General features: G+C 72.2%; 22 protein-coding genes. 12 read left to right on the forward strand and 10 right to left on the reverse strand.

The genetic code is table 11. The features are described 5' to 3' along the window. Positions 1-90: 90 nt before the first annotated feature. From ABZ910_RS15535 to ABZ910_RS15545, 3 genes are all read left to right on the forward strand, one after another. Complete coding sequence (locus ABZ910_RS15535; protein WP_361364185.1) at positions 91-777, forward strand: TetR/AcrR family transcriptional regulator; 687 nt, start codon at positions 91-93, stop codon at positions 775-777. 87 nt (positions 778-864) lie between these two features. Beyond that, positions 865-2,109 carry a sensor histidine kinase gene (locus tag ABZ910_RS15540; RefSeq protein ID WP_361364188.1) on the forward strand — a complete coding sequence of 415 codons (1,245 nt, stop codon included), beginning with the start codon at positions 865-867 and terminating at the stop codon, positions 2,107-2,109. After that, on the forward strand, positions 2,106-2,771 hold the full coding sequence (locus ABZ910_RS15545; RefSeq protein ID WP_361364191.1) for a response regulator transcription factor: 666 nt from the start codon (positions 2,106-2,108) through the stop codon (positions 2,769-2,771). The genes ABZ910_RS15540 and ABZ910_RS15545 overlap by 4 nt, the downstream gene beginning before the upstream one ends. Before the next feature lie 84 nt (positions 2,772-2,855). Here the strand turns inward: ABZ910_RS15545 and ABZ910_RS15550 are convergent, their stop codons facing one another. Then, positions 2,856-4,337 (reverse strand): MFS transporter, encoded by a 1,482-nt coding sequence (locus ABZ910_RS15550; protein ID WP_361364193.1) that lies wholly within the window; start codon positions 4,335-4,337, stop codon positions 2,856-2,858. A gap of 85 nt (positions 4,338-4,422) precedes the next feature. Here ABZ910_RS15550 and ABZ910_RS15555 point away from each other — a divergent pair, with 85 nt between their 5' ends. The 3 genes from ABZ910_RS15555 (at position 4,423) to ABZ910_RS15565 (ending at position 7,408) form a co-directional block, all read left to right on the forward strand. Beyond that, positions 4,423-4,815 (forward strand): MarR family transcriptional regulator, encoded by a 393-nt coding sequence (locus ABZ910_RS15555; RefSeq protein WP_361364196.1) that lies wholly within the window; start codon positions 4,423-4,425, stop codon positions 4,813-4,815. A 164-nt stretch (positions 4,816-4,979) separates the two neighbouring features. Continuing rightward, positions 4,980-5,765, forward strand: coding sequence for a cyclase family protein (locus ABZ910_RS15560; protein WP_361364198.1), 786 nt, complete (start codon positions 4,980-4,982; stop codon positions 5,763-5,765). Continuing rightward, on the forward strand, positions 5,762-7,408 hold the full coding sequence (locus ABZ910_RS15565) for a thiamine pyrophosphate-binding protein (RefSeq protein WP_361364201.1): 1,647 nt from the start codon (positions 5,762-5,764) through the stop codon (positions 7,406-7,408). The genes ABZ910_RS15560 and ABZ910_RS15565 overlap by 4 nt, the downstream gene beginning before the upstream one ends. Positions 7,409-7,480: 72 nt before the next feature. On the opposite strand, the gene ABZ910_RS15570 is transcribed toward ABZ910_RS15565, so the two are convergent. From ABZ910_RS15570 to ltnD, 7 genes are all read right to left on the reverse strand, one after another. After that, a complete protein-coding gene (locus ABZ910_RS15570) occupies positions 7,481-8,233 on the reverse strand; it encodes an FCD domain-containing protein (RefSeq protein WP_361364204.1) in 753 nt (250 codons plus the stop codon). A gap of 10 nt (positions 8,234-8,243) precedes the next feature. Further along, positions 8,244-9,290, reverse strand: a complete 1,047-nt coding sequence (gene denD, locus ABZ910_RS15575) for a D-erythronate dehydrogenase (RefSeq protein ID WP_361364207.1) — start codon at positions 9,288-9,290, stop codon at positions 8,244-8,246. After that, entirely contained in the window at positions 9,287-10,090 is an 804-nt protein-coding gene (otnI, locus tag ABZ910_RS15580; RefSeq protein WP_361364210.1) for a 2-oxo-tetronate isomerase, read from the reverse strand. The genes denD and otnI overlap by 4 nt, the downstream gene beginning before the upstream one ends. 70 nt (positions 10,091-10,160) lie before the next feature. Further along, entirely contained in the window at positions 10,161-11,465 is a 1,305-nt protein-coding gene (locus ABZ910_RS15585) for an MFS transporter (RefSeq protein ID WP_361364213.1), read from the reverse strand. 109 nt (positions 11,466-11,574) lie between these two features. After that, the gene (locus ABZ910_RS15590; RefSeq protein ID WP_361364215.1) at positions 11,575-12,264 is read right to left on the reverse strand and encodes an aldolase; all 690 of its coding nucleotides are present in this window, start codon (positions 12,262-12,264) and stop codon (positions 11,575-11,577) included. Further along, complete coding sequence (gene otnK / locus ABZ910_RS15595; RefSeq protein ID WP_361364218.1) at positions 12,261-13,553, reverse strand: 3-oxo-tetronate kinase; 1,293 nt, start codon at positions 13,551-13,553, stop codon at positions 12,261-12,263. The genes ABZ910_RS15590 and otnK overlap by 4 nt, the downstream gene beginning before the upstream one ends. Before the next feature lies 1 nt (position 13,554). After that, positions 13,555-14,472 (reverse strand): L-threonate dehydrogenase, encoded by a 918-nt coding sequence (gene ltnD / locus ABZ910_RS15600; RefSeq protein ID WP_361364221.1) that lies wholly within the window; start codon positions 14,470-14,472, stop codon positions 13,555-13,557. Between the two features lie 213 nt (positions 14,473-14,685). On the opposite strand from ltnD, the gene ABZ910_RS15605 reads away from it, so the two are divergent. After that, positions 14,686-15,081, forward strand: a complete 396-nt coding sequence (locus ABZ910_RS15605; RefSeq protein ID WP_361364223.1) for a luciferase family protein — start codon at positions 14,686-14,688, stop codon at positions 15,079-15,081. A gap of 32 nt (positions 15,082-15,113) precedes the next feature. On the opposite strand, the gene ABZ910_RS15610 is transcribed toward ABZ910_RS15605, so the two are convergent. Next, entirely contained in the window at positions 15,114-15,893 is a 780-nt protein-coding gene (locus ABZ910_RS15610; RefSeq protein WP_361364225.1) for a DeoR/GlpR family DNA-binding transcription regulator, read from the reverse strand. 142 nt (positions 15,894-16,035) lie between these two features. On the opposite strand from ABZ910_RS15610, the gene ABZ910_RS15615 reads away from it, so the two are divergent. The 3 genes from ABZ910_RS15615 to ABZ910_RS15625 are packed head-to-tail and all read left to right on the forward strand — an operon-like array spanning position 16,036 to position 18,351. Beyond that, positions 16,036-16,917 (forward strand): SIS domain-containing protein, encoded by an 882-nt coding sequence (locus tag ABZ910_RS15615; protein ID WP_361364228.1) that lies wholly within the window; start codon positions 16,036-16,038, stop codon positions 16,915-16,917. A gap of 57 nt (positions 16,918-16,974) precedes the next feature. Then, positions 16,975-17,844 (forward strand): class II fructose-bisphosphate aldolase, encoded by an 870-nt coding sequence (locus ABZ910_RS15620; protein WP_361364231.1) that lies wholly within the window; start codon positions 16,975-16,977, stop codon positions 17,842-17,844. Between the two features lie 39 nt (positions 17,845-17,883). Further along, complete coding sequence (locus ABZ910_RS15625) at positions 17,884-18,351, forward strand: DUF1877 family protein (RefSeq protein WP_361364234.1); 468 nt, start codon at positions 17,884-17,886, stop codon at positions 18,349-18,351. Positions 18,352-18,382: 31 nt separating this feature from the next. Here ABZ910_RS15625 and ABZ910_RS15630 read toward each other — a convergent pair whose 3' ends face one another. Next, positions 18,383-19,519, reverse strand: a complete 1,137-nt coding sequence (locus tag ABZ910_RS15630) for a methyltransferase (RefSeq protein ID WP_361364355.1) — start codon at positions 19,517-19,519, stop codon at positions 18,383-18,385. Between the two features lie 80 nt (positions 19,520-19,599). Here ABZ910_RS15630 and ABZ910_RS15635 point away from each other — a divergent pair, with 80 nt between their 5' ends. Together ABZ910_RS15635 and ABZ910_RS15640 are read left to right on the forward strand one after the other, a co-directional pair. Beyond that, a complete protein-coding gene (locus ABZ910_RS15635; RefSeq protein ID WP_361364237.1) occupies positions 19,600-20,304 on the forward strand; it encodes an alpha-ketoglutarate-dependent dioxygenase AlkB in 705 nt (234 codons plus the stop codon). 27 nt (positions 20,305-20,331) lie between these two features. Beyond that, positions 20,332-21,579 carry an ROK family protein gene (locus tag ABZ910_RS15640; protein ID WP_361364240.1) on the forward strand — a complete coding sequence of 416 codons (1,248 nt, stop codon included), beginning with the start codon at positions 20,332-20,334 and terminating at the stop codon, positions 21,577-21,579. Positions 21,580-21,704 lie beyond the last annotated feature (125 nt).

A 21,704-nucleotide genomic window follows, 5' to 3' on the forward strand; every position in this document is an offset into this window, starting at 1 on the left:
TCGGCACACCAAAGCAAGAGCGGTGCTCTCTTTTTTGTGCGGCGCTCCGCTTTGTGGGCAGTGCTCTGCCTCCGTGGCACACTGCTCGGTATGAGCACCGCACAGGGCGCCCGCGCGCGAGCCAGGATCGAAGTGACCGCGGCGATCAAGGACGAGGCACGCAGACAGCTCGCCGCGGAAGGCGCCGCCAAGCTCTCCCTACGGGCCGTGGCCCGTGAGCTCGGCATGGTCTCCTCCGCCCTGTACCGCTACTTCGCCAGCCGCGACGACCTGCTGACCGCGCTCATCATCGAGGCGTACGACTCGCTCGGCGAGGCCGCGGAAGCCGCGCGCGACGCGGCCGCCGACGCCGCTCCCGTACCGCGCTGGACGGCCGTGTGCGAGGCGGTGCGCGCCTGGGCGCTCGACCGTCCGCACGAGTACGCGCTGATCTACGGCTCGCCCGTGCCGGGCTACTCGGCCCCGGAGGCGACCGTCCCGGCCGCGTCCCGCGTGGGCCACGTCTTCCTGGGCATCGTCCGCGACGCCCACCAGGGCCCCGGCCTCGCCGAGCTCGCCCTCCCCGCCGTCCTGCGCTCCGAGGCCGAGCGGATGGCCGCCGACCTCGGCGCGGACCTGCCGCCCGAGGCGGTGACCGCGCTCGTCGCGGCCTGGGCCCAGCTGTTCGGGCTGGTGAGCTTCGAGCTGTTCGGCCAATTCCACCGGGTGGTGGAGGACAGGGAGGAGTTCTTCCGGCACGCGGCGACCGGACTCGCGCACGGGGTGGGGCTGCGGTAGCCGTGCCGTCGTACTCCCTGGGAAGTACGTGTGATCACGTCGCCCGGCTGACGCCCGGCCGCGTCGGCTGCGTCTAGCGTGGCCGTCATGGAAGAGCAGCGTGCGCGTGGGCACGGTCCGTCCCAGTGGTGGCGGTACGGGCCCCCGTGGTGGAACCGCCCGGACGACACCGAGCCGCAGTGCGCCCGCTGGCCGTGGCGCTCCACCCTGCTGATCACCGCCTTCGTCCTGGTCGGCTCGAACTTCTCCGCGCGCGGGCAGTTCCACCGCGAGCCTCTGGACAGCTACGCGCGCGTGCTGCTGTTCGTCGCCTCGGCCCTGCTGCTGTGGCGACAGCGGTATCCGGTGTTCGTGGCGTTCGGTACGAGCACGGTCGCCCTGGTCTACCTCGCCGCCGGCTACCCGTACGGGCCGGTCTTCCTGACCGTCGCCGTCGCCTGCTTCAGTGCCGTCGTCGCCGGTCACCGCCGGGCCGCCTGGGCGTCCGTCGGCCTGCTGTGGGCCGGGCACCTGCTGGTCACGCTCTGGCTGTACCGCTGGCTTCCACCGCCGGGGGACGAGCGCGCGAGCCTCTACCAGGAGATCGTCATCGCCACCTGGGTCGTGGCCGTCGTGGCGTTGTCGGAACTGGCCCGGGTGCGGCGTGAGCAGTGGGTCCGCGAGCGCGCCGACCGGGCTCAGGCCGCCCGCCGGCGTGCGGACGAGGAGCGGCTGCGGATCGCCCGCGAACTGCACGACGTCCTCGCGCACAGCATCTCCGTCATCAACGTGCAGGCGGGCGTCGGCCTCGCGCTGCTGGACACCGACCGCGAGCAGGCACGCGCGGCGCTCGCCACCATCAAGGACGCCAGCAAGGAGGCGCTCGGGGAGGTGCGTCAGGTGCTGGACACGCTGCGCGCCCCCGGCGCCGCGCCCCGCGCCCCCGCGCCCGGTCTGGACCGGCTGCCGGAACTGGTGGAGCAGGCGGCGGGTGCGGGCCTGACGGTCGAGGTCGAGGGTGATCCGCCCCGCCTGGCACCGGGCGCCGACCTTGCCGCCTTCCGAATCGTTCAGGAGGCCCTGACCAATGTCGTACGGCACTCGGGATCGCGGCACGCGCGCGTGCACCTGGAGCGCGACGCCGACGCGCTGCGGCTGCGCGTCGACGACGACGGGCCCGCGACCGGCGCCGACGCGGGCGGCAGTGGGAACGGCCTGGCCGGCATGCGGGAGCGGGCCGCCGCACTCGGTGGCACGATCGAGGCGGGCCCGCGTCCCGGCGGCGGCTTCCGGGTGCTGGCCGTCCTGCCGTTGAAGGCGAAGACCAAGGTGGAGGAGGGCGACGACCGGTGATCCGTGTACTGCTCGCCGACGACCAGTCGCTGGTGCGGGCCGGTTTCAAGGCGCTGCTCGATGCCCAGCCGGACATCGAGGTGGCCGGTGAGGCGGCCGACGGCGAGGAAGCGCTGGGCATGGTGCGCGAACTGCGCCCGGACGTCGTCCTGATGGACATCCGCATGCCCCTCCTCGACGGCCTGGCCGCGACCCGCCGGATCACCGGGGCGGAGGAGCTGACCGACGTCAAGGTGGTCATGCTCACCACCTTCGAACTCGACGAGTACGTCTTCGAGGCGATCCGCTCGGGCGCTTCCGGCTTCCTGGTCAAGGACACCGAGCCCGACGAACTCCTGCGCGCCGTACGGGCGGTGGTCGAGGGAGACGCACTGCTGTCGCCGGGCGTGACCCGCCGCCTCATCGCCGAGTTCGCCGCTCGCTCGAAGGAACCCGCGGCCGCCGGCGCCCTCACCCGGCTCACCGAGCGGGAACGGGAGGTGATGGCGCTGGTCGGCATCGGCCTCTCCAACGAGGAGATCGCCCGCCGGCTGGTCGTCAGCCCCCTCACCGCGAAGACCCACGTGAGCCGCACGATGGTGAAACTGGGCGCCCGCGACCGCGCCCAACTCGTGGTCCTGGCCTATGAGTCGGGGCTGGTGCGACCAGGCTGGCTGGGCTGAGGCCGTGCCAGCCGCATGCGCGTGCGCCCGGCGGGACCGTCAGCTCCCGCCGGGCGCACGCTCGGAGGCGTCCCCCTCGCTTCTCTAGTCGCGGGCCATCACGAGCTCCGCGTCCGCCTCCTCCACGGCGGACCTCGCGACGACGATCGATGGCTGCGTACGCTGGCTACGCAGCCCGGTGAGCGAGATGAGCAGGCCGGCCACGGCGACGGCCGTGGCGACGGCGAAGCCGGGACGGTAGCTGTCGAGCACGGCCTGCGGGGTCGGGTGGGTCGGGGCGCCCGCGGTGGCCACGGCCGTCACGACCGCCAGGAAGATCGCGCCGCCCACCTGCACCGAGGTGTTGAGCAGCCCGGAGACCATGCCCTGCTCGTGGTCCTCGACCCCATTGGTGGCCTGGATGTTGAGGGAGGGGAAGACCAGCGCGCAGGCCGCGCCGATCAGCAGCATCGACGGCAGGATGACGGCCGTGTACACCGGGTCGAGGTCGACGCGCAGGAACAGTGCGTACCCGACGACCATCAGCGCGAAGCCCACCGCGATCAGCCGCGGGGTGCCGAACCGGTCGACGATCGAGCCGACCTTCGTCGAGGACACCGCCACCAGCGCACCCGCGGGCAGGAAGGCAAGCGCGGTGTGCAGCGCCGACCAGCCGAGCAGCGACTGCATGTACAGCGTGGTCAGGAACTGGAAGCCGACGTACGACCCGAAGAACGCCACCGCGCAGAGCTGCGCGCGGAGTTGGGAGCCCGAGCGCAGCACGCCGAGGCGGACCAGCGGGCCCGGCGAGCGCCGCTCGACCCGGACGAAGACGGTCAGCAGCGCGGCGACGGCGAGGAACGACAGCAGCGTGCGGGCCGAGCCCCAGCCGGCCTGGGGTGCCTGGACCACGGTGAAGACGAGCAGCAGCATCGACGCGGTGCCGATGACGGCGCCCGGGATGTCGTAGCCGTTGTGGTCCTTCTCGCGTGCGCTGCGCGGCAGCAGCCGCAGCCCGGCGATGAGCGCGATCAGGGCGATGGGCGCGGGCAGCAGCATGGTGAGGCGCCAACTGGCCTCGGTGAGCAGCCCGGACAGCACCAGCCCCATGGAGAAGCCGGTGGCCGCGCAGGTGGTGTAGATGGACAGGGCGCGGTTGCGCAGCGGGCCCTGCGCGAAGGTCGTGGTGATGATCGACAGGCCCGCGGGCGCGGTGAACGCCGCGCTCAGGCCCTTGACGAAGCGGCTGGCGATCAGGAGCGGGCCCGAGTCGACGAGCCCGCCGAGCAGCGAGGCGAGGGCGAAGACTCCGAGGGCGATCAGGAACACCTGGCGCCGGCCGAGCAGGTCGGCGGTGCGGCCGCCGAGGAGCAGCAGTCCGCCGTATCCCAGGATGTAGCCGCTGACGATCCATTGCAGCGTCGACGTGGACAGGTGGAGGTCGGCTCCGATGGACGGCAGCGCGACGCCGACCATCGACACATCGAGCGCGTCCAGGAACATCGCGGCGCAGAGCACGAGCAGCGTGCCCCACAGCCGGGGCGTCCAGCGTCCCTCGGACGCGGGCGTGGTGAGCGGAGAGGTCATGCCGAGAACACTACATGCGTATGCATCGAATGCAAGAGCATTTAATTCGGGTGCAACAAATTCGCTTCTCTGCTACGGTCCGTTCATGGCGGCGGAACAGGCCGAGCAGGCACTCGTGAAGCAGTGGCGCGACATCCTGGCGCTGCATGCCCGTACCCAGTGCGAACTCGACCGTGCACTGCATCAACACGGCCTGTGCGCCAGCGACTTCGAGGTGCTCGACGTGCTCTCCGCGGGCTCCGCCGCGCACGGTGGCCGCGCCTATCGGGCGCAGGAGATCGCCGACCGGGTCCACCTCAGCCAGAGCGCGCTGTCGCGCCTGGTCGCTCGCCTGGAGAAGGACGCCCTGGTCGAGCGCACCATGTGCGCGGAGGACCGGCGGGGCGTACGTGTGGCGCTCACGGCGAAGGGGCGCGCGCTGCACGGCGAGGTGCGGCCGGTGCAGCGCGCGGTGCTGGCCCGGATGTTGACCGACTGACATCTGTCGTGTCCTCCGGGGATGGCCCCCGGCCATACCTACGCCCGGCCGCCGCCCTGCGCATCGCCGCGCCGTAGCACGTCGCACCGCTCCTCACGGCCGCCGTCGCCTGCCATGCTGTCGGTCCCGCACTGTCGGTTCCGCCCTGTCTCAGGAGGCCCTTCATGTCCGAGCCGTCCGTCCTCATGTCCCTGGTGTCCGGATTGCGGAGCGGGGCGATCGAGGTCGTCGACCTCACGGCGCCGCTGTCGTCGTCGACACCGGTGCTCCAGTTGCCGCCCGAGTTCGGTCAGACGGCCGTGTTCGAACTGGAGGAGATCAGCAGGTACGACGACCGGGGACCGGCCTGGTACTGGAACAACTTTCGCAGCGGCGAGCACACCGGCACCCACTTCGACGCCCCGAACCACTGGGTGACCGGCAAGGACCTCGCCGATGTGGCGTCCGTGCCGGTCGGCCGGCTGGTCGCGCCGGCGGCCGTGCTGGACTTCACCGCCGAGGCGCAGGCCGACCCCGACTTCCTCGTCGAGGTGGAGCACATCAAGGCGTGGGAGGCCGAGAACGGGCCGTTGCCCGACGGCGGTTGGCTGCTGGTGCGCACCGGCTGGGACGCCCGCTCGCGCTCGCAGGAGGAGATCCTGAACGCGGACGACAGCGGCCCGCACACCCCGGGCCTGTCCGCGGAATGTGCGCGCTGGGTGGCGCAGGAGTCGCCGGTGATCGGTCTCGGGGTGGAGACGGTGGGCACGGATGCCGGCGGCGCGTACGCCTTCGACCCCGCCTTCCCCTGCCACTCCTACCTCATGGGCAGCGACAAGTACGGGCTGACCCAGTTGCAGAACCTGGCGCGGCTGCCCGCGACCGGCTGCGTCGTCGTCGCGGGACCGCTGCCCATCGTCGCGGGCTCCGGGGCTCCCGCGCGCGTGCTCGCCCTGGTCGAGCGCGGATGAAGGTCGCGGAGGCCGTCGGACGTGCGCTGTCCGCGTCCGGGATCGGCCAGGTCTTCGGCGTGGTCGGATCGGGCAACTTCCATCTGACCAACGCCATGGTCGCCGCCGGTTCCCGCTTCGTCGCCGCCCGCCACGAGGGCGGCGCGGCGACGATGGCCGACGCGTACGCGCGCATGAGCGGCGCGCCGGCCGCGGTGAGCGTCCATCAGGGGCCCGGTCTCACCAACGCCCTCACCGGGATCGCCGAGGCGGCCAAGAGCCGTACGCCACTGCTGGTGCTGGCGGCCGAGGTGACCGAGCCGCGCTCCAACTTCTATGTCGACCAAGAGGCGTTGGCGCATGCCGTGGGGGCCGTCCCGGTGCGGATCACCTCGGCCCGGGACGCGGTGGGGCAGGCCTGCGAGGCGGTACGGCGAGCCGTGCACGAGCGGCGCACCGTCGTGCTCAACCTCCCCTTGCAGGTGCAGGCGCTCGACCTGCCCGACACAGGGCGCACGCCGGTCACACCGCCCCCGGAGCGTGCGCCGGTCGAGCCGGCCGCCGAGGACGTCGCGGCTCTGGCGCGGGTGCTCGACCGGGCGCGACGGCCGGTCTTCGTGGCGGGCCGGGGAGCCCGCACGCCGGGTGGCCGGACTGCCCTGGAGGCGCTCGCCGAGCGCAACGGCGCCCTGCTCGCGACGTCCGCCGTGGCACGCGGCCTGTTCCACGGGAACCCGTGGTCGCTCGACGTGTCCGGCGGCTTCGCGTCGCCCCTGGCGGCCGAGTTGATCCGGGACGCGGACGTGATCGTAGGTTGGGGCTGCGCGCTGAACATGTGGACGATGCGGCACGGCCGGCTGATCGGAGCCGGCACGACCGTGGTGCAGGTCGACGACGACGCGTCGGCGCTCGGCGCGCACCGGGAGGTGCACCTCGGGGTCACCGGCGACGTGGAGGTCACGGCACGACATGTGCTCGCGCACGGCGGGCGGGAGCGGCCACGGCAGGCCTACCGGACCGCCGACGTCGGCGCGGCCGTCGCCGCACGTGTGCGCTGGCGCGATGTGCCCTACGAGGACACGAGCACCCGCGAGCGCATCGACCCGCGCACGCTGAGCATCGCGCTCGACGACATCCTCCCCGCGAACCGGGTGATCGGCGTGGACTCCGGCAATTTCATGGGGTATCCGAGCATGTACCTGTCGGTGCCGGACGAGAACGGCTTCTGCTTCACCCAGGCGTTCCAGTCCACCGGCCTGGGGCTGGCGACGGCGATCGGAGCCGCGCTCGCGCTGCCGGACCGGCTCGCGGTCGCCGCGCTCGGGGACGGGGGCGGCCTGATGGGCGCCGCGGAACTCGAGACGGTGTGCCGGCTCGGGCTGCCGATGGTGGTCGTCGTGTACAACGACGACGCCTATGGAGCGGAGGTGCACCACTTCGGGCCCGACGGACATCCGCTCGGGACGGTCGAGTTCCCGCCGACGGACATCGCGTCCGTGGGCCGGGGCTACGGCTTCGAAGCAGTGACCGTGCGCACCCGCGCGGATCTGACGGCCGTGGCGGAGTGGGTCGCCGCTCCCCGGTCCGCGCCCCTGCTCATCGACGCCAAGGTGGTCGGCGACCGTGGGGCGTGGTGGCTGGAGGAGGCGTTCCGCGGCCACTGAGGGGCGGGGCATGGCCCGTTGGGCGCCGAGACGCCCAACAGGCCGTATTCACTGAAGAGTTGACCCCGTACGTCAGGAAGACGTGTCGAGGTCCACCGCGAGGTCCTCGGTCTCGGTCCAGAACCGGGCGTCCGCGTCCTGGAGCCGAGAGGCGGCGTGCCTCATGTGGCGGCGGGCCGCGGCATACGCCGCCTCGGCGTCGCCGGCCTCGATGGCGGCCAGGATGGCGTGGTGCTCCTGCCGTACCGCTTCGATGAAGTCGCCGCGTCGCGCCTCGTTCGCGCGGGTGACACGGATCCCGCTGCGCGCGACCTCGCCGAGGTAGCGCACCGTCGAGACCAGGACCGCGTTCCCGGTCGCCTCGGCGATGGACCGGTGGAAGGCGAGATCCTCCTCCACACCGTCGCCGCCGGACGTGACCGCCGCGTCGATCGCGTCCAGGGCCTGGCGCATCCGCCCGACGGCGTCCGGCGTGGCACGCGTGGCCGCGAGGGCGGCCGCCTCGCCCTCCAGGGCGGAGCGGACCTCCACGATCTGCAGCACCTTGTAGCGGGTGACCGCGGACTCGGCCTCCAGGTCGAGCGGCCGTGCGCGCCGCGGCAGCACGAACACGCCGCGGCCCTGCCGCGGTTCGACCAGACCGGCGTTGCGCAGCCGCGAGACGGCCTCACGGACGACCGTGCGGCTGACGCCCAGCTGCTTGACCAGCTCAACCTCGGTCGGGAGTCTGTCGCCCTCGGCCAGTCGCCCGGACTCGATCTCCTCCGCGAGGATCGCGGCGACCCGGTCCGTGAGCCGTACGGGACCGCTCACCTTGGAAAACATGGTCTTCAGTCTATCGGCCCGCGGTCGGCTGTTCCGCGGTGAGCGGAGTGCCGGTCGCGACCGCCTCGGCGTGGTCGGCGATGTAGTCCCGTACGACCGACTCGAAGCTCGGGTCGGCCTCCAGACCGAGGGCCGCGGCACGCGCGTTGTCGAAGGCCGCGGGCCAAGAGCCCACGATGGCCTCGACCTTCGGGTCCGGGGCGATCGTGACCAGGTCGGCGACGGCGTCGCCCGCCACCCGCCGCAGCGTGTCCAGCATCTCGGCGACCGAGACCGTCAGCGCGGGAAGGTTGACCGGGATCGCGCCGTCGAGCCGGCCCGGCCCGGTGCCGCGGTCGAGCTCCGCGATCCGCAGGATGCCCTCGACCGTGCGCCGCGGCGAGGCCAGGGCCACCCGCAGGCCGGGGTCGACCGGGCAGACGGCCTTCAGGCCCGCGAGGGGCTCGCGGACGATGCCGGACAGGAAGCCGGAAGCGGCCGCGTTCGGCTTGCCCGGGCGGACCGACACGGTCATCAGACGGGCCACACGCCCGTCGACGAAGCCGTGGCGAGTGTAGTCGGCGACCAGCTGTTCGCAGACGAACTTCTGAATGCCGTAGCTCGACTTCGGCGTGGGCAGTGTCGCCTCGCTGACCACCGACGGCAGCGGGAGCGCGGGGTCGGAGCCGTACACGGCGACGCTGCTGGAGAAGATCACGCGCGGCACCGGGCCGCCGGCCGCGGACTGGGCGCGAGCGGCTTCGAGCAGCGCGCGGGTCGTGTCCAGGTTGGCGCCCATGCCGAGGTCGAAGTCGGCCTCGCACTCGGCCGAGACCGCGGAGGCGAGGTGGATCACCGCGTCCACCGGCTGCGCGAACAGCTCGTCGAGACGGTCGGCGAGGTCGCCCTGCACCACGTCCACGAGCGGGTCGCCCGCCACCGGCGCGTCGGACGGCACGAAACGGTCGGCGAGGACCAGCCGGTCGATCGGCGCACCACGGAACGTCCGCGTCTGAAGCAGCCGTTCGGCGACCTGCCGGCCCAGGAAGCCGAAGCCTCCGGTGATGACGATCCTCATGCCTGTACTCCTCGGTAGTCGTGTCGCCAGCCGAGGCCTTCGCTCGTGCCGGCACGGGGGCGGTATTCGCAGCCGATCCACCCGTCGAAGCCCAACTCGTCGATGAAGCCGAAGAGGTGACGGATGTTCAGTTCGCCCCCGTCGGGTTCGTGACGGTCGGGCACGCCTGCGATCTGCAGATGGCCGACGCGGCCCGTCGGCAGGTCGCGGCGCAGGGTCGTGGTGAGGTCGCCCTCGACGATCTGGCAGTGGTAGAGGTCGAGTTGGACCTTGAGGTTCGGGGCGCCGACCTCGCGTACGACGGCGTGCGCCTCGGCCTGCCGGGTCAGGAAGTAGCCCGGCATGTCACGGCCGTTGATCGGCTCGATGAGGATGTCGACGCCCGCCGCGGCGGCCCGCTCCGCGGCCCGGGCGAGGTTGGCGACGTAGGTGTCGCGGTACCGGGCACGCTCCGCGGACGGCACGCCCTGCGGCACCAGCCCGGCCATCACGTGCACCCGCGGGCAGTCCAGCGCCGCGGCGTACTCCAGGGCCTGCTCGATCCCGGAGCGCGTCTCCGCCTCGCGGCCGGGCAGCGCGGCGATCCCGCGCTCACCCGAGTCCCAGGCGCCGGGCGGGGCGTTGAACAGCACCTGCCGCAGGCCGTGGCCGTCGAGCCGACGGCGCAGCTCGGCGGCGTCGTACTCGTACGGGAAGAGGTACTCGACGGCGTCGAAGCCGTCCGCCGAGGCCGCGGCGAAGCGGTCGAGGAAGGGGTGCTCCGTGTACATCATGGACAGGTTCGCTGCGAACCTCGGCATGGTGACTCCTGTAACTCCTGTGGGTGCAGCGGGACCGGAGCCGCACCTCCGGTCCCGCTGCGGACGCCGGTCAGCGGTTGACGACGTCCTTCTTGGTGGCGAGTACGGCAGCGGCGCCGATGACGAGGCTGAGCGCCAGGACATACATCGGGATGGCCGCCGAACCGGTGCTGTCCTTCAGCGCACCGATCATGTACGGGCTGACGAAACCGGCCAGGTTGCCCACCGAGTTGATGACGGCGAGGCCGGCCGCGGCCGCGGTGCCGCCGAGGAAGGCGGTGGGCAGCGACCAGAACAGCGGGGCGCAGGTCAGCACGCCGGCCGCGGCGCAGGACAGCGCGATCAGGGACAGCGGGGTCGAGCCGGACCAGGAGGCGGCCAGCGAGAAGCCGACGGCGCCCATGAGGCTCGGTATGACCAGGTGCCAGCGGCGCTCACGACGCTTGTCGGACGAGCGGCCGAACAGGTTCATCGCGACGAGGGCCGCCAGGAACGGCACGGCGCTGAGGACACCGATCGCGAAGTTGCCCTTGATGCCGGTGGACTCCACGAAGGTGGGCATCCAGAACGTCAGCGCGTACTGGCCCATGATGAAGCAGAAGTAGATGAAGCACATCAGCCACACCTTGGGCTCGCGGAATGCGTCCCAGACCTTGCCGTGCACCGTCTGGTGCGTGGCGTCCTCGGCGAGCGCCCGCTCGACGACGTCCTTCTCCTCGTCGGTGAGCCACTTTGCGTCGCGGACGCCGTTGTCGAGGTAGAACAGCGTGATCACGCCGACGATGAGCGCGGGGATCGCCTCGAGCAGGTACATCCACTGCCAGCCCTGCCAGCCGCCCACCTTGTGGAACGCGTCCAGGATCCAGCCGGAGAGCGGGTTGCCGAAGATGCCCGCCACGGGGATGGCCGACATGAACAGCGCGATGACGCGGGCGCGGCGCTGCGAGGGGAACCAGTACGTGCAGTACAGGATGATGCCGGGGTAGAACCCCGCCTCGGCGGCGCCGAGGAGGAACCGGACCGCGTAGAACGTCGCCTCGTTGGTGATGAACACGGATGCCGCCGAGACCACCCCCCAGCTGATCATGATCCGGGCGATCCAGGTGCGGGCGCCGACGCGCTGCAGGATCAGGTTCGAGGGGACTTCGAAGATGAAGTAGCCGATGAAGAACAGACCGGCACCGAGGCCGAACGCCGCCTCGCTGAAACCGAGGTCGCTCGACATCTGCAGCTTGGCGAATCCGACGTTGACGCGGTCCAGGTAGGAGACGACGTAACAGAGGATGAGGAAGGGGACGATGTGCCGTACGACCTTGCGGAAGACGGCGTTCTCACGGGTGAGGTCGACTTCGGTGGCGACCACGGGGATGGACATGACGAATCCTTCGAGCGGCTCGGGGACGGATTCTCCGGGACGGTTCAGAGAAGGGCCGCTCCGACGGGCGGAGCAGGTTCTCCGAAGGGTTCTGACAGGGTGGAGCGGATCACCACGCCGCGCCGAACACGGAGCGCAGTTCGGCGAGGGCGGGTGCGGGGAGTGGCTCGGGCCGACGGTCGGTCAGAAGCCACAGGCGTGCCGTCTCCTCCAGTTCTTCGAGGACGGCGAGGGCCGCGGCCGCGTCGGGACCCCACACCACGGGGCCCAGCCGGTCCAGCAGCACGGCCCTGATCGGGGTACCGGCCGCCGCCCGTTCGGCGATGCGGTCGGTCACCAGGTCGGCCACGCGCGGGTCGCCGGGCCGGTGGTAGGGGATGAGCGGGACGTGACCGACCTTCATCACGTAGTACGGCGTGATGGGCGGCAGGACGTCGTCCTGGCTCCACACGCCGGACAGGGTGAGCCCGACCAGGTGCGTGGAGTGGGTGTGGACGACGAACCGGGCCGTCGGATCGGCGGCGTAGATCCGTCGGTGGAGCGTCAGCGTCTTGCTGGCGCGGTCGCCCGCGACCTGCTCGCCGCCGGCGTCGACCAGCGCGAGACGGTCGGCCTCGAGGAAGCCGAGGGCGGCGTCGGTCGGCGTGATCAGATGGCCGTCGCCGACCCGGGCGCTGATGTTGCCGGCGCTGGCGTGGACGTAACCGCGCGAGAAGAGGCTCGTGCCCACGCGGACGATCTCGCGGCGCGCCTCGTCGACGGCCGCGTCGTGTGCGGTGGCGGCTTCGAACTCGGTCACGAGGCTTCCTCGTCGAGCAGCGCGAGCGCGGCGGAGAAGAAGTCGGGGCCGCCGAAGTTGCCCGACTTGAGGGTGATGTGGAGCGTCTCCCCGTCGGACAGCGTCGCCGCGCACCACGGCACACCGGGGTCGATCTGCGGTCCGATCCGCAGTCCGGTGATGCCGAGCGCCTGGACGACCGCGCCCGAGGTCTCGCCGCCGGCGACGACCAACTGCCGTACACCGCGCTCCACAAGACCCCGCGCGACGCGGGCCAGGGTCTGCTCCACGAGCTCACCGGCCTCGGCGGCGCCGAGCTCGCCCTGCACGGTCCGTACGGTGTCGGGCGACTCGGTGGAGTAGATCAGGACCGGACCGTCGGCCAGGTGCCCCTCGGCGAACGCCAGGGCCTCGCCCGCCACGTCCTCGCCCGCCGCGATGCGCAGCGGGTCCACGCTGAACGCGGGGCGGCCGGTGCGCAGGAACTCCCGCACCTGACCGTTCGTGGCGACGGAGACCGAACCGGAGACGATCGCCTGATGACCACCGGGCGCGGGCAGTCGAGCGGCGGCGGCAGACGGCTTGAACCCCCAGTTCGCGGGCAGACCGATCGCCAGGCCCGAGCCGGCGGTCACCACGGGCAGTCCCGCGACCGCCTCGCCCAGCCGCACGAGGTCGTCGTTGGAGACGGCGTCGACGACGGCGATCCCCGTACCTGCCGCACGCAACTCCTCGATCCGGGCCCGGATCGCGTCGGCACCGGCCGCGACGACCGTGTGGTCGATGAGGCCGACCGGTCGTCTCGTCTGCGCACCGAGGACGGAGACCAGGTTGGAGTCGGTCATCGGCGTGAGCGGGTGGTGGCGCATGCCGCTGTCGCTCAACAGCACGTCGCCGACGAAGAGATGGCCCTTGAAGACCGTGCGTCCGTTGTCGGGGAACGCCGGGGTCGCGAGGGTGAAGTCGGTGTCCAGCGCGTCCATCAGGGCCTCGGCGACCGGACCGATGTTGCCGACGGGCGTCGAGTCGAAGGTCGAGCAGTACTTGAAGTAGATCTGCTCGGCGCCCATGGACGTGAGCCAGGCCAGCGCCCGCAGCGACGCGTCGACGGCGTCGGCGGCCGGCACGGTCCGTGACTTGAGCGCGATGACCACCGCGTCCGCGTCCCGCGCCTGCTGTTCGGCGATCCGGTCGCCGTCCGACGGTACGTCGATCAGCTGGACCACGCGCATGCCCGCGCGCACCAGGTTGTTCGCCAGGTCCGTGGCACCGGTGAAGTCGTCGGCGATGCAGCCGAGTCGGATACCCATGTCAGCCCTCCTCCGGCTTCGGCAGGTCGATTCCCGGGAAAATCTTGATCACCGCGCTGTCGTCCTCGGTCCCCAGACCGGACGCCGACGCCTGAAGGAACATCTGGTGGGCGGTGGCGGCGAGGGGCAGCGGAAAGCGCTCCGGCCGGGCGGAGTCGAGCACGATCCCCAGGTCCTTGACGAAGATGTCGACCGCGGACAGGGGCGTGTAGTCACCGGCGAGCACATGCGCCATGCGGTTCTCGAACATCCAGGAGTTGCCCGCGCTGTGCGTGATGACGTCGTAGAGCGCCTCGGCCGGAACGCCCGCCTTGATGCCCAGCGCCATCGCCTCGGCCGCCGCGGCGATGTGCACGCCCGCCAGCAGTTGGTTGACGACCTTGACCTTCGAACCGAGCCCGGCGCTCTCGCCGAGGCGGTAGACCGTGCTGCTCATGGCGTCGAGCACCGGATCGGCGAGCGCGTAGGCCGCGGCGGAGCCCGACGTCATCATGGTCAGCTCGCCCGTCGCCGCACGCGCCGCGCCGCCGGAGATCGGCGCGTCGAGGTAGAGCACGCCCAACTCGGCCAGGCGGCCCTCGAGTTCGGCGGACCAACCGGGGTCGACCGTGGAGCACATCACGAAGACGGCACCCGGACGCAGCCGCTCCGCGGCCCCGCCGTCACCGAACAGCACCGACTCGACCTGCGCCGCGTTGACGACCACACCGACCAGGACGTCCACCGCTGCCGCCAGTTCGCCGACGGAGGCGAACGCCGTGCCGCCGTCCCGGGCGAAGTCGGCGGCCACCTGCGACCGCAGGTCGTGGACCCCGACGTCGTAGCCCGCCTCCCGCAGGCTGCGGGCCATGCCGAGCCCCATGGCCCCGAGCCCGACGACCCCCACCCGCGGCAGGGCAGAGCTGTCCTGGTCGATCATGCGCAACATCCTTGTCTCGCTGTGCCGTCCGGTGGGGTGCGACCGGCTCGTGGTCGCACCACCTGTCGGTAGGCGGTCGGGTCATATGATGACCTGAGGACGCACGTAAAAAACAGGGTGACGTCCGTCACACGGCAACGGACGTGGGTTTCAGGTCGGTCAATGCTTGCCCACGCGCTGGTTGCCGGAGGGTGAGCACGCCATGATGGCGTCATGACGTCGGCGTCGCGCGCGCTCGCGCAACTGGCGACCTGGCCCGACCTGAGACGGGCCGTACCGAGCTGCGGTCAGGGGCACGCGCTCAGCTCGGCGCAGGGGGAGATCGTCCACTTCCATTCGGACCGGGACGTCGACCTGCATCTGACGGACCGCGCCATCCGGCGCTTCGCCCGCGACTTCGCGGGCTCCGGGGCGATCCGTGTCGTGCCCGGCTCGCCGTGGGTGACGATACGTCTCGACGCCGCGAGCGACGTCGACCTCCTCATGACCCTGGTGAGCGTCGCCCTGCAGGCCCAGCAGGCGTGGCCCGACCCGGCCGGCCGCCCCGACCCCGGCTGCAACGACCAACGGGGCGCGGGGTTCGTGCGGGCGGACCCCGAGGGGCTCTGAGCCCGCGCCGGCATCGGCGCGGCACCGCGTCGTCACACGGCGACGACCCGGATCCCCGCCTCTTCGAACCGGCGCACGGTGTCCGCCGGCGCCGCGGTGTCCGTGACGAGCGTGTCCACCAGCTCGGCCGCGCAGATCCGGGCGAACGCCCGTCGGCCCAGCTTGCCGGAGTCGGCGGCGACGACCACCCGCTCGGCGCGTTCGCACAGCAGCCGGTTGACCGCGGCCTCCGCCTCGTCGCGTGCCGCCGCGCCGTGCGCGGCATCGAAGGCGACCACCCCGAGCACCGCCACGTCCAGCGTGATCTGACCGAGCACACCGTCCGCGAGCGGCCCGACGAGCTCGTACGATTGCGGGCGCGCGACCCCGCCGGTCACCACGATCTTGAACTGAGGCCGTACGGCGAGTTCGCCGGCGATGTTGAGCGCATTGGTGACCACGGTCAACGCCGGTGCGCCGGAAGCGAGATCGCCGCGCACGGCCAGGGCGCGGGCCACCTCCGTGGTGGTCGTCCCGCCGGTCAGGCCCACCACCTGGCCGGGTGCGACGAGGTCCGCCACCGCCTGGGCGACGCGCTGCTTCTCGGAGGCGCGCCGGGCGGTCTTGTAGCGCAGCGGCAGCTCGTACGACACACCGTGCACCATCGCGCCACCCCGGGTGCGCACCAGCATCTGCTGCTCGGCGAGCCGGTCGAAGTCCCGGCGGATCGTCGCGGCCGAGACGGCCAGTCGGTCGGCGGCCTCCTCGACCTCCAGGCGTCCGCGCTCGACGAGCAGTTCCAGCAGCGCCTGCCAGCGGGCCTCGCGCGACATCGGCGGCCTCCGTTCCCTCGGTCGTTCCGCGACCCCGACGGCCTTCGCCGGGGTGCAGATGCTTGCTTGTGCTCGAAAGCCGGTTATACCTTGCAGGAAAAATCATCAGGGCAGTGGCGGCATGACCCCTATCGAGGACGAAATGAGCCATATCGAGGATGAGTTGAACAGCCAGCCCGACTGTTGGACGCGGGCGGCGGCGCAGGCCGCGCACTCCGGCGGGACCCTGCCGGAGCCGGGGGAGCGGGTGGCGATCGTCGGGTGCGGCACGTCGTACTTCATGGCACAGGCGGCCGCGGTCCTGCGGGAGAGCGCGGGACAGGGTGAGACCGACGCCTTCGCCGCGTCCGAGTTCCCGCACGGGCGCTCGTACGACCGTGTCGTCGCCCTCACCCGCTCCGGTACCACTACCGAAGTACTCGATCTGCTCGGCCAGTTGAGGGGAGGCGCGCGCACCACCGCCGTCACGGCCGATCCGGACACACCCGTGATGACGACGGCGGACGACATCGTGGTGCTGGACTTCGCGGACGAACGATCCGTCGTCCAGACCAGATTCGCCACCAGCGCCCTCACCCTGCTCCGCGCCCACCTGGGCCTGCACACGGAGGCCGCGGTCGCCGACGTCCGCACCGCCCTCTCAACTCCCCTTCCGGGCGGGCTCGTCGACTGCGATCAGTGGACCTTCCTCGGCCGCGGCTGGACCGTCGGGCTCGCGAGCGAGGCCGGGCTGAAGATGCGCGAGGCGTCACTGTCCTGGACCGAGGCCTACCCGGCGATGGAGTACCGGCACGGCCCCATCAGCGTCACCACCCGGTCCACCGCCACCTGGATGTTCGGCGAGGCGCCGGACGGGCTCGCCGAACAGGTGCGGGACACGGGGGCGTTGTGGATCGAGGGCACCCTCGACCCGCTCGCGGAACTGGTCCGCGCCCAGCGTCTCGCGGTGGCCGTCGCCGCGCGCCGGGGACTCGACCCGGACCGCCCGCGCCACCTCACGCGCTCGGTGATCCTCACGCCCTGACCGACACCACGACGGACACCCTGACAGACGCGATTCAGCCCCCAGGAAGGAAACGTCGTGCCCCTCGCACGCACCGGCGAGCTGGTCACCCGCGCCGCCGAAGGGCGCTCCGCCGTCGCCGCGTTCAACATCATCACCCTGGAACACGTCGAGGCCGTCATCGCGGGCGCGGAGTCGGCCGGCGCGCCCGTCGTCCTCCAAGTCAGCGAGAACGCGGTCAAGTTCCGCCAGGGGCGGCTGCTCCCGCTGGCCCGCGCCGCCACGGCGGCGGCCGAACGGGCCTCCGTGCCCGTGGCGTTGCACCTCGACCACGTACAGAGCGACGACCTGCTGCGCCAGGCGCCCGACGCCGGGTTCAGCTCCGTGATGTACGACGCGGCCCGCCTGCCGTATGCCGAGAACCTCGCCGCGACCCGCGCAGCCGTCGCCTGGACACACGCCCGAGGCCTGTGGATCGAGGCGGAGTTGGGGCAGATCGGCGGGAAGGACGGCAAGCCTCCGCTGGACGCCCACGCGCCCGGCGCCCGTACCGATCCCGACGAGGCCCGCGCCTTCGTCACCGACACCGGCGTCGACGCGCTGGCCGTCGCCGTCGGCAGTGTGCACGCCATGACCACCCGCACCGCCGCCCTCGACCAGGATCTCCTCAAGCGGCTGTCCGCCACCCTGTCCGTACCGCTCGTCCTGCACGGCTCCTCCGGCGTGCCGGACGACGGACTGGTCGAGGCGGTCGCGGGCGGCATCGCCAAGGTCAACGTCGGCACCGCGCTCAACAAGGCGATGACCGGTGCGGTCAGGGATTTTCTCGCCGCCCATCCGGAGGCCGTGGACTCACGCCCGTACCTGCGTGCGGGGCGGGAGGCGATGGTACGGGAGGTGGAGCGGCTCATCGGGGTCGTCGCGGGACCCGGCTCCGATCGCCGCTGAGGGCACCGGTGTCAGTGGTGCCGGGTAGTTTGCCGCAGCATGAGTATGTGGATCTACTTCCAGGCGCTGGCCCCCTCCGAACTGCCCGCGGAGGCGGCGGACTTCGAGGCCCTCTTCGACGTGGAGTTCGACGAGCTGCGCCGACGGGTCCGGGCAGGTGATGCGGTGTGGCTGGAGCACGACTTCTTCCCGCTGAACGAGCTCTACCGGACCCCGTCGCAGTCGGCCGGCGACGGGGAGTTCGCCGTCTTCGGCGGGAGACACATACCGGACCCCGGCGGCGGCCCGGGCCATGTGGCGCTCGACCCGCCGGACGTGGCGCGCGCGGCGGCGTATCTGGAGGGGGTGTCGTTCCCGGACCTGTGGGAGGAGTGGCGGCAACAGCCCTCGTCCCGGCTCGGTGAGCCGCCGCGCGAGCACCTGGCCCGGGACCACGAGGAGCTACGGGTCTTTTACGGCAGGGCGGCGGAGCGGGGCTGGGCGGTGGCCAGGTACTTCTCCTTCTGACCACCGCTCCCGTGGTGCAGGGCAGCGGACGTCAGTCCTTCTTGACGGCCTTCAGCACCACGAACTTCGGGTCCCCGGCGACGAGTTCGCAGTTGCCGAACAGGCGCCGAAGCTTCACGTGGTAGCCCAGATGACGGTTGCCGATCACCCACAGCTCGCCACCCGGCCGCAGCGCGCGCCGCGCCCCGGTGAACATCCGCCACGCGGTGGCGTCGCTGGTCGCCAGGTGGGAGTGGAACGGCGGATTGTTGAGGACGACGTCCACGCTCTCCGGCGCCACTCCGGCCAGCCCGTCCCCGACCCGGAACTCCGCGTGGCCCGGCACGCCGTTCGCCTTGTACGTCGCCTCCGCCGACGCCACGGCCTGGAACGACTCGTCCACGAACAGCACCTCGGCCTCGTGATTGTCCAGCGCCACCGCCGTACCGACGACACCGTTGCCGCACCCCAGGTCGACGATCCGGCGTGCCCCCCGGCTGTCGGGCAGGTGCCCGAGGAAGAACCGGGTGCCGATGTCGAGCCGGTCGGCGCAGAACACGCCTGCGTGGTTGACGACGGTGTGCCCGGACACCGGTCCGACGCCGTCCGGGAGCGCGTAGCTGTACGGCCACGGGTTGGCGGGGCGTTCCAGCGAGGCGTCCGGGGTGCAGAAGATCAGCCGGGCCTTCTGCCGGGCGAGCGAGGTCCGGGTCGGGCCGAGGACGCGCTCGAAGAGCTGAAGCGTCGAGGTGTGGATCTCCTTCACCATGCCGGTGCCGATGACGGCCGTGCCCTCGTGCACGGCCGGGGCCAGCCGCAGCAGCTGGTCCTCCAGCAGCGCCAGGCTCTTCGGCACCCGTACCAGCAGGACGTCCACGCACTCGGGCGGCGCGTCCTGCGTCGTGAGCAGGCGTACGGCACCGGGCTCGACGCCGGCCCGCGCGAGGTTCGCCCGCGTCGCCTCCTGGCTGAGGAACGAGTCGGTGATCTGCACGGGCCGGTGCTCCGCCAGCGCCGTGGCCAGCGCGCCCCAGCGGTCCCCGACGATCGCGACCGTGCCGGTCAGCGGGACCCGCTCCTCCGCTAGGTGCCGCAGGAGGTAGGCGTCGGAGGCGTCCCAGGCGCGCAGCCGGTCACGCGAATCCTCGGGGAAGCGGGACAGCTCGAGCTCGCCCCACGGAGTCGTCATACGCTCGTTCATCGTGCGTCCAGGCTAGCGGAGCCCCAGCTCAGGGCCGCTCGGGCGGGCCTTCGGGCACGATGGAGCCCATGGACGCCGAACTGTTCCCCAGGGCGCGCGCCGAGATCGCCCCCGGCGCCGTGCACCTGCCGGACTGGCTGGACCCGGACGCGCAGCGCGAGCTGCTGGCGGCCTGCCGGGACTGGGCGCGTCCCCCGGCCGGCCTGCGCACGGTCCGCACGCCCGGCGGCGGCACCATGACCGCGCGCCAGGTGTGCCTGGGCTGGCACTGGTACCCGTACGCCTACGCCCGCACGGTCGTCGACGGCGACGGGGCGCCGGTCAAGACCTTCCCGGCGTGGCTGGGCGAGCTGGGGCGCCGCGCGGTGGCCGAGGCGCTCGGACCGCGGGGCCGCACACCGGCGCCGTACGAAGCAAGCGGAACACCGCAGTCGTACGCCTACGACATCGCGCTGATCAACTTCTACGACGGCGACGCCCGCATGGGCATGCACCGCGACAGCGACGAGAAGTCACCGGCGCCCGTGGTGTCGCTGAGCCTCGGCGACACCTGCGTCTTCCGCTTCGGCAACACCCGGACGCGGGCGAGGCCTTACACGGACGTCGAGCTGCGCAGCGGTGACCTGTTCGTCTTCGGCGGGGACTCCCGGCTCGCGTACCACGGGGTGCCGCGGGTGTACCCGGGCACGGCGCCGCCCGCGCTCGGGCTGGCCGGGCGCCTGAACGTCACCCTGCGCGTGAGTGGCTTCCCGGTGACCGAGCCGGTCGTGTAGCCCACGGATCATGGGAGACTCACCCTCATGAGCGGCAAGGCGGAACCCCGGACGACGGGGGAAGGCACCACCTCGAGAACGCGGTTGGACCGGGGGCGCGGCGCGCTCGGACCCGCGTTGGAGCTCATCCACACCGGACGTGCACCCACGCGTGCCGTGCTCACCGCCGAACTGGGCGTGACCCGGGCGACGGCCGGCGCGGTCGCAGCCGAGCTGGAGGCGCTGGGCCTGATCCGCGTCGACGCCCGGCCCGGGGCCGCGGCCGGCTCTCAAGGGCGTCCCTCGCACCGGCTCACCGTCGCCGAGGACGGGCCGGTCGCCCTCGCCGCGCAGGTGCACGCCGACGGTTTCCGGGCGGCGCTGGTGGGCCTGGGCGGCCGGATCGTGGCGACGGCACCGGGCTGCGAGACGGTCGACGCCGACCCCGCCAAGGTGCTCGGCTCCGTCGTGGAGGCGGGCGCCGACCTCCTGCGGACGACGGGACGCCGCTGCGTCGGCGCGGGACTCGCCGTACCGTCGGCCGTCGCCGACCCCGACGGCCTGGCCCTCAACCCGCTGCATCTGGCGTGGCCCGTGGGCGCGCCGGTCCGCCGGATCTTCGCCGAGTGCCTGCGCGCGGCCGGGATCCCCGGTCAGGCCTTCGCGGCCAACGACGTCAACCTGGCCGCGCTCGCCGAGCACCGCCACGGCGCGGGGCGCGGCGCCCGGGACCTGCTGTGCGTGGCCACGGGACACCGGGGCGTCGGCGGCGCGCTGGTCCTGGACGGGCGCCTGCACACGGGCAGTTCGGGCCTGGCGCTGGAAGTCGGCCACCTCACGGTGAACCCCCAGGGCCGTCCCTGCCACTGCGGCAGCCGCGGCTGCCTGGACGTCGAGGCCGACCCGCTGGCCCTGCTGGTCGAGGCGGGCCGCGACCCGGGCCCCGAGATGTCCCTGCTCCAGCAGGCCGACGACCTGCTGCGCAACCACTACGCCGACCCGGCCGTCCGCACCGCGGCCGAGACCCTGATCGACCGCCTCGGCCTCGGCCTCGCCGGACTGGTCAACATCCTCAACCCCGACCGCGTCATCCTCGGCGGCCTCCACCGCACCCTCTTCGAGGCCGCCCCCGACCGCCTCCGTGCGGTCGTCGCCGCCCGCAGCCTGTGGGGCCAGAGCGGCGGAGTTCCCCTCCTCGCCTGCACCCTCGACCACAACAGCCTGGTCGGCGCCGCGGAGTTGGCCTGGCAGCCGGTACTGGACGATCCGCTGGGGTCGCTCGCTCCTCAGCCGTGATGCCGCACGGAGACTCCCGGGCGTGACCGCCCTGCACGGCCGCGGCGCTCTCCTCGCCGTCGAGCCGGAAGCCTTCGCCTGCCCTTTGCCGGTGCCACCCGTAGGTACACATCCCGCTGCCCTTC

The sequence above is a fragment of the Streptomyces sp. NPDC046805 genome, from assembly GCF_040645355.1.
GTDB lineage: Bacteria > Actinomycetota > Actinomycetes > Streptomycetales > Streptomycetaceae > Streptomyces.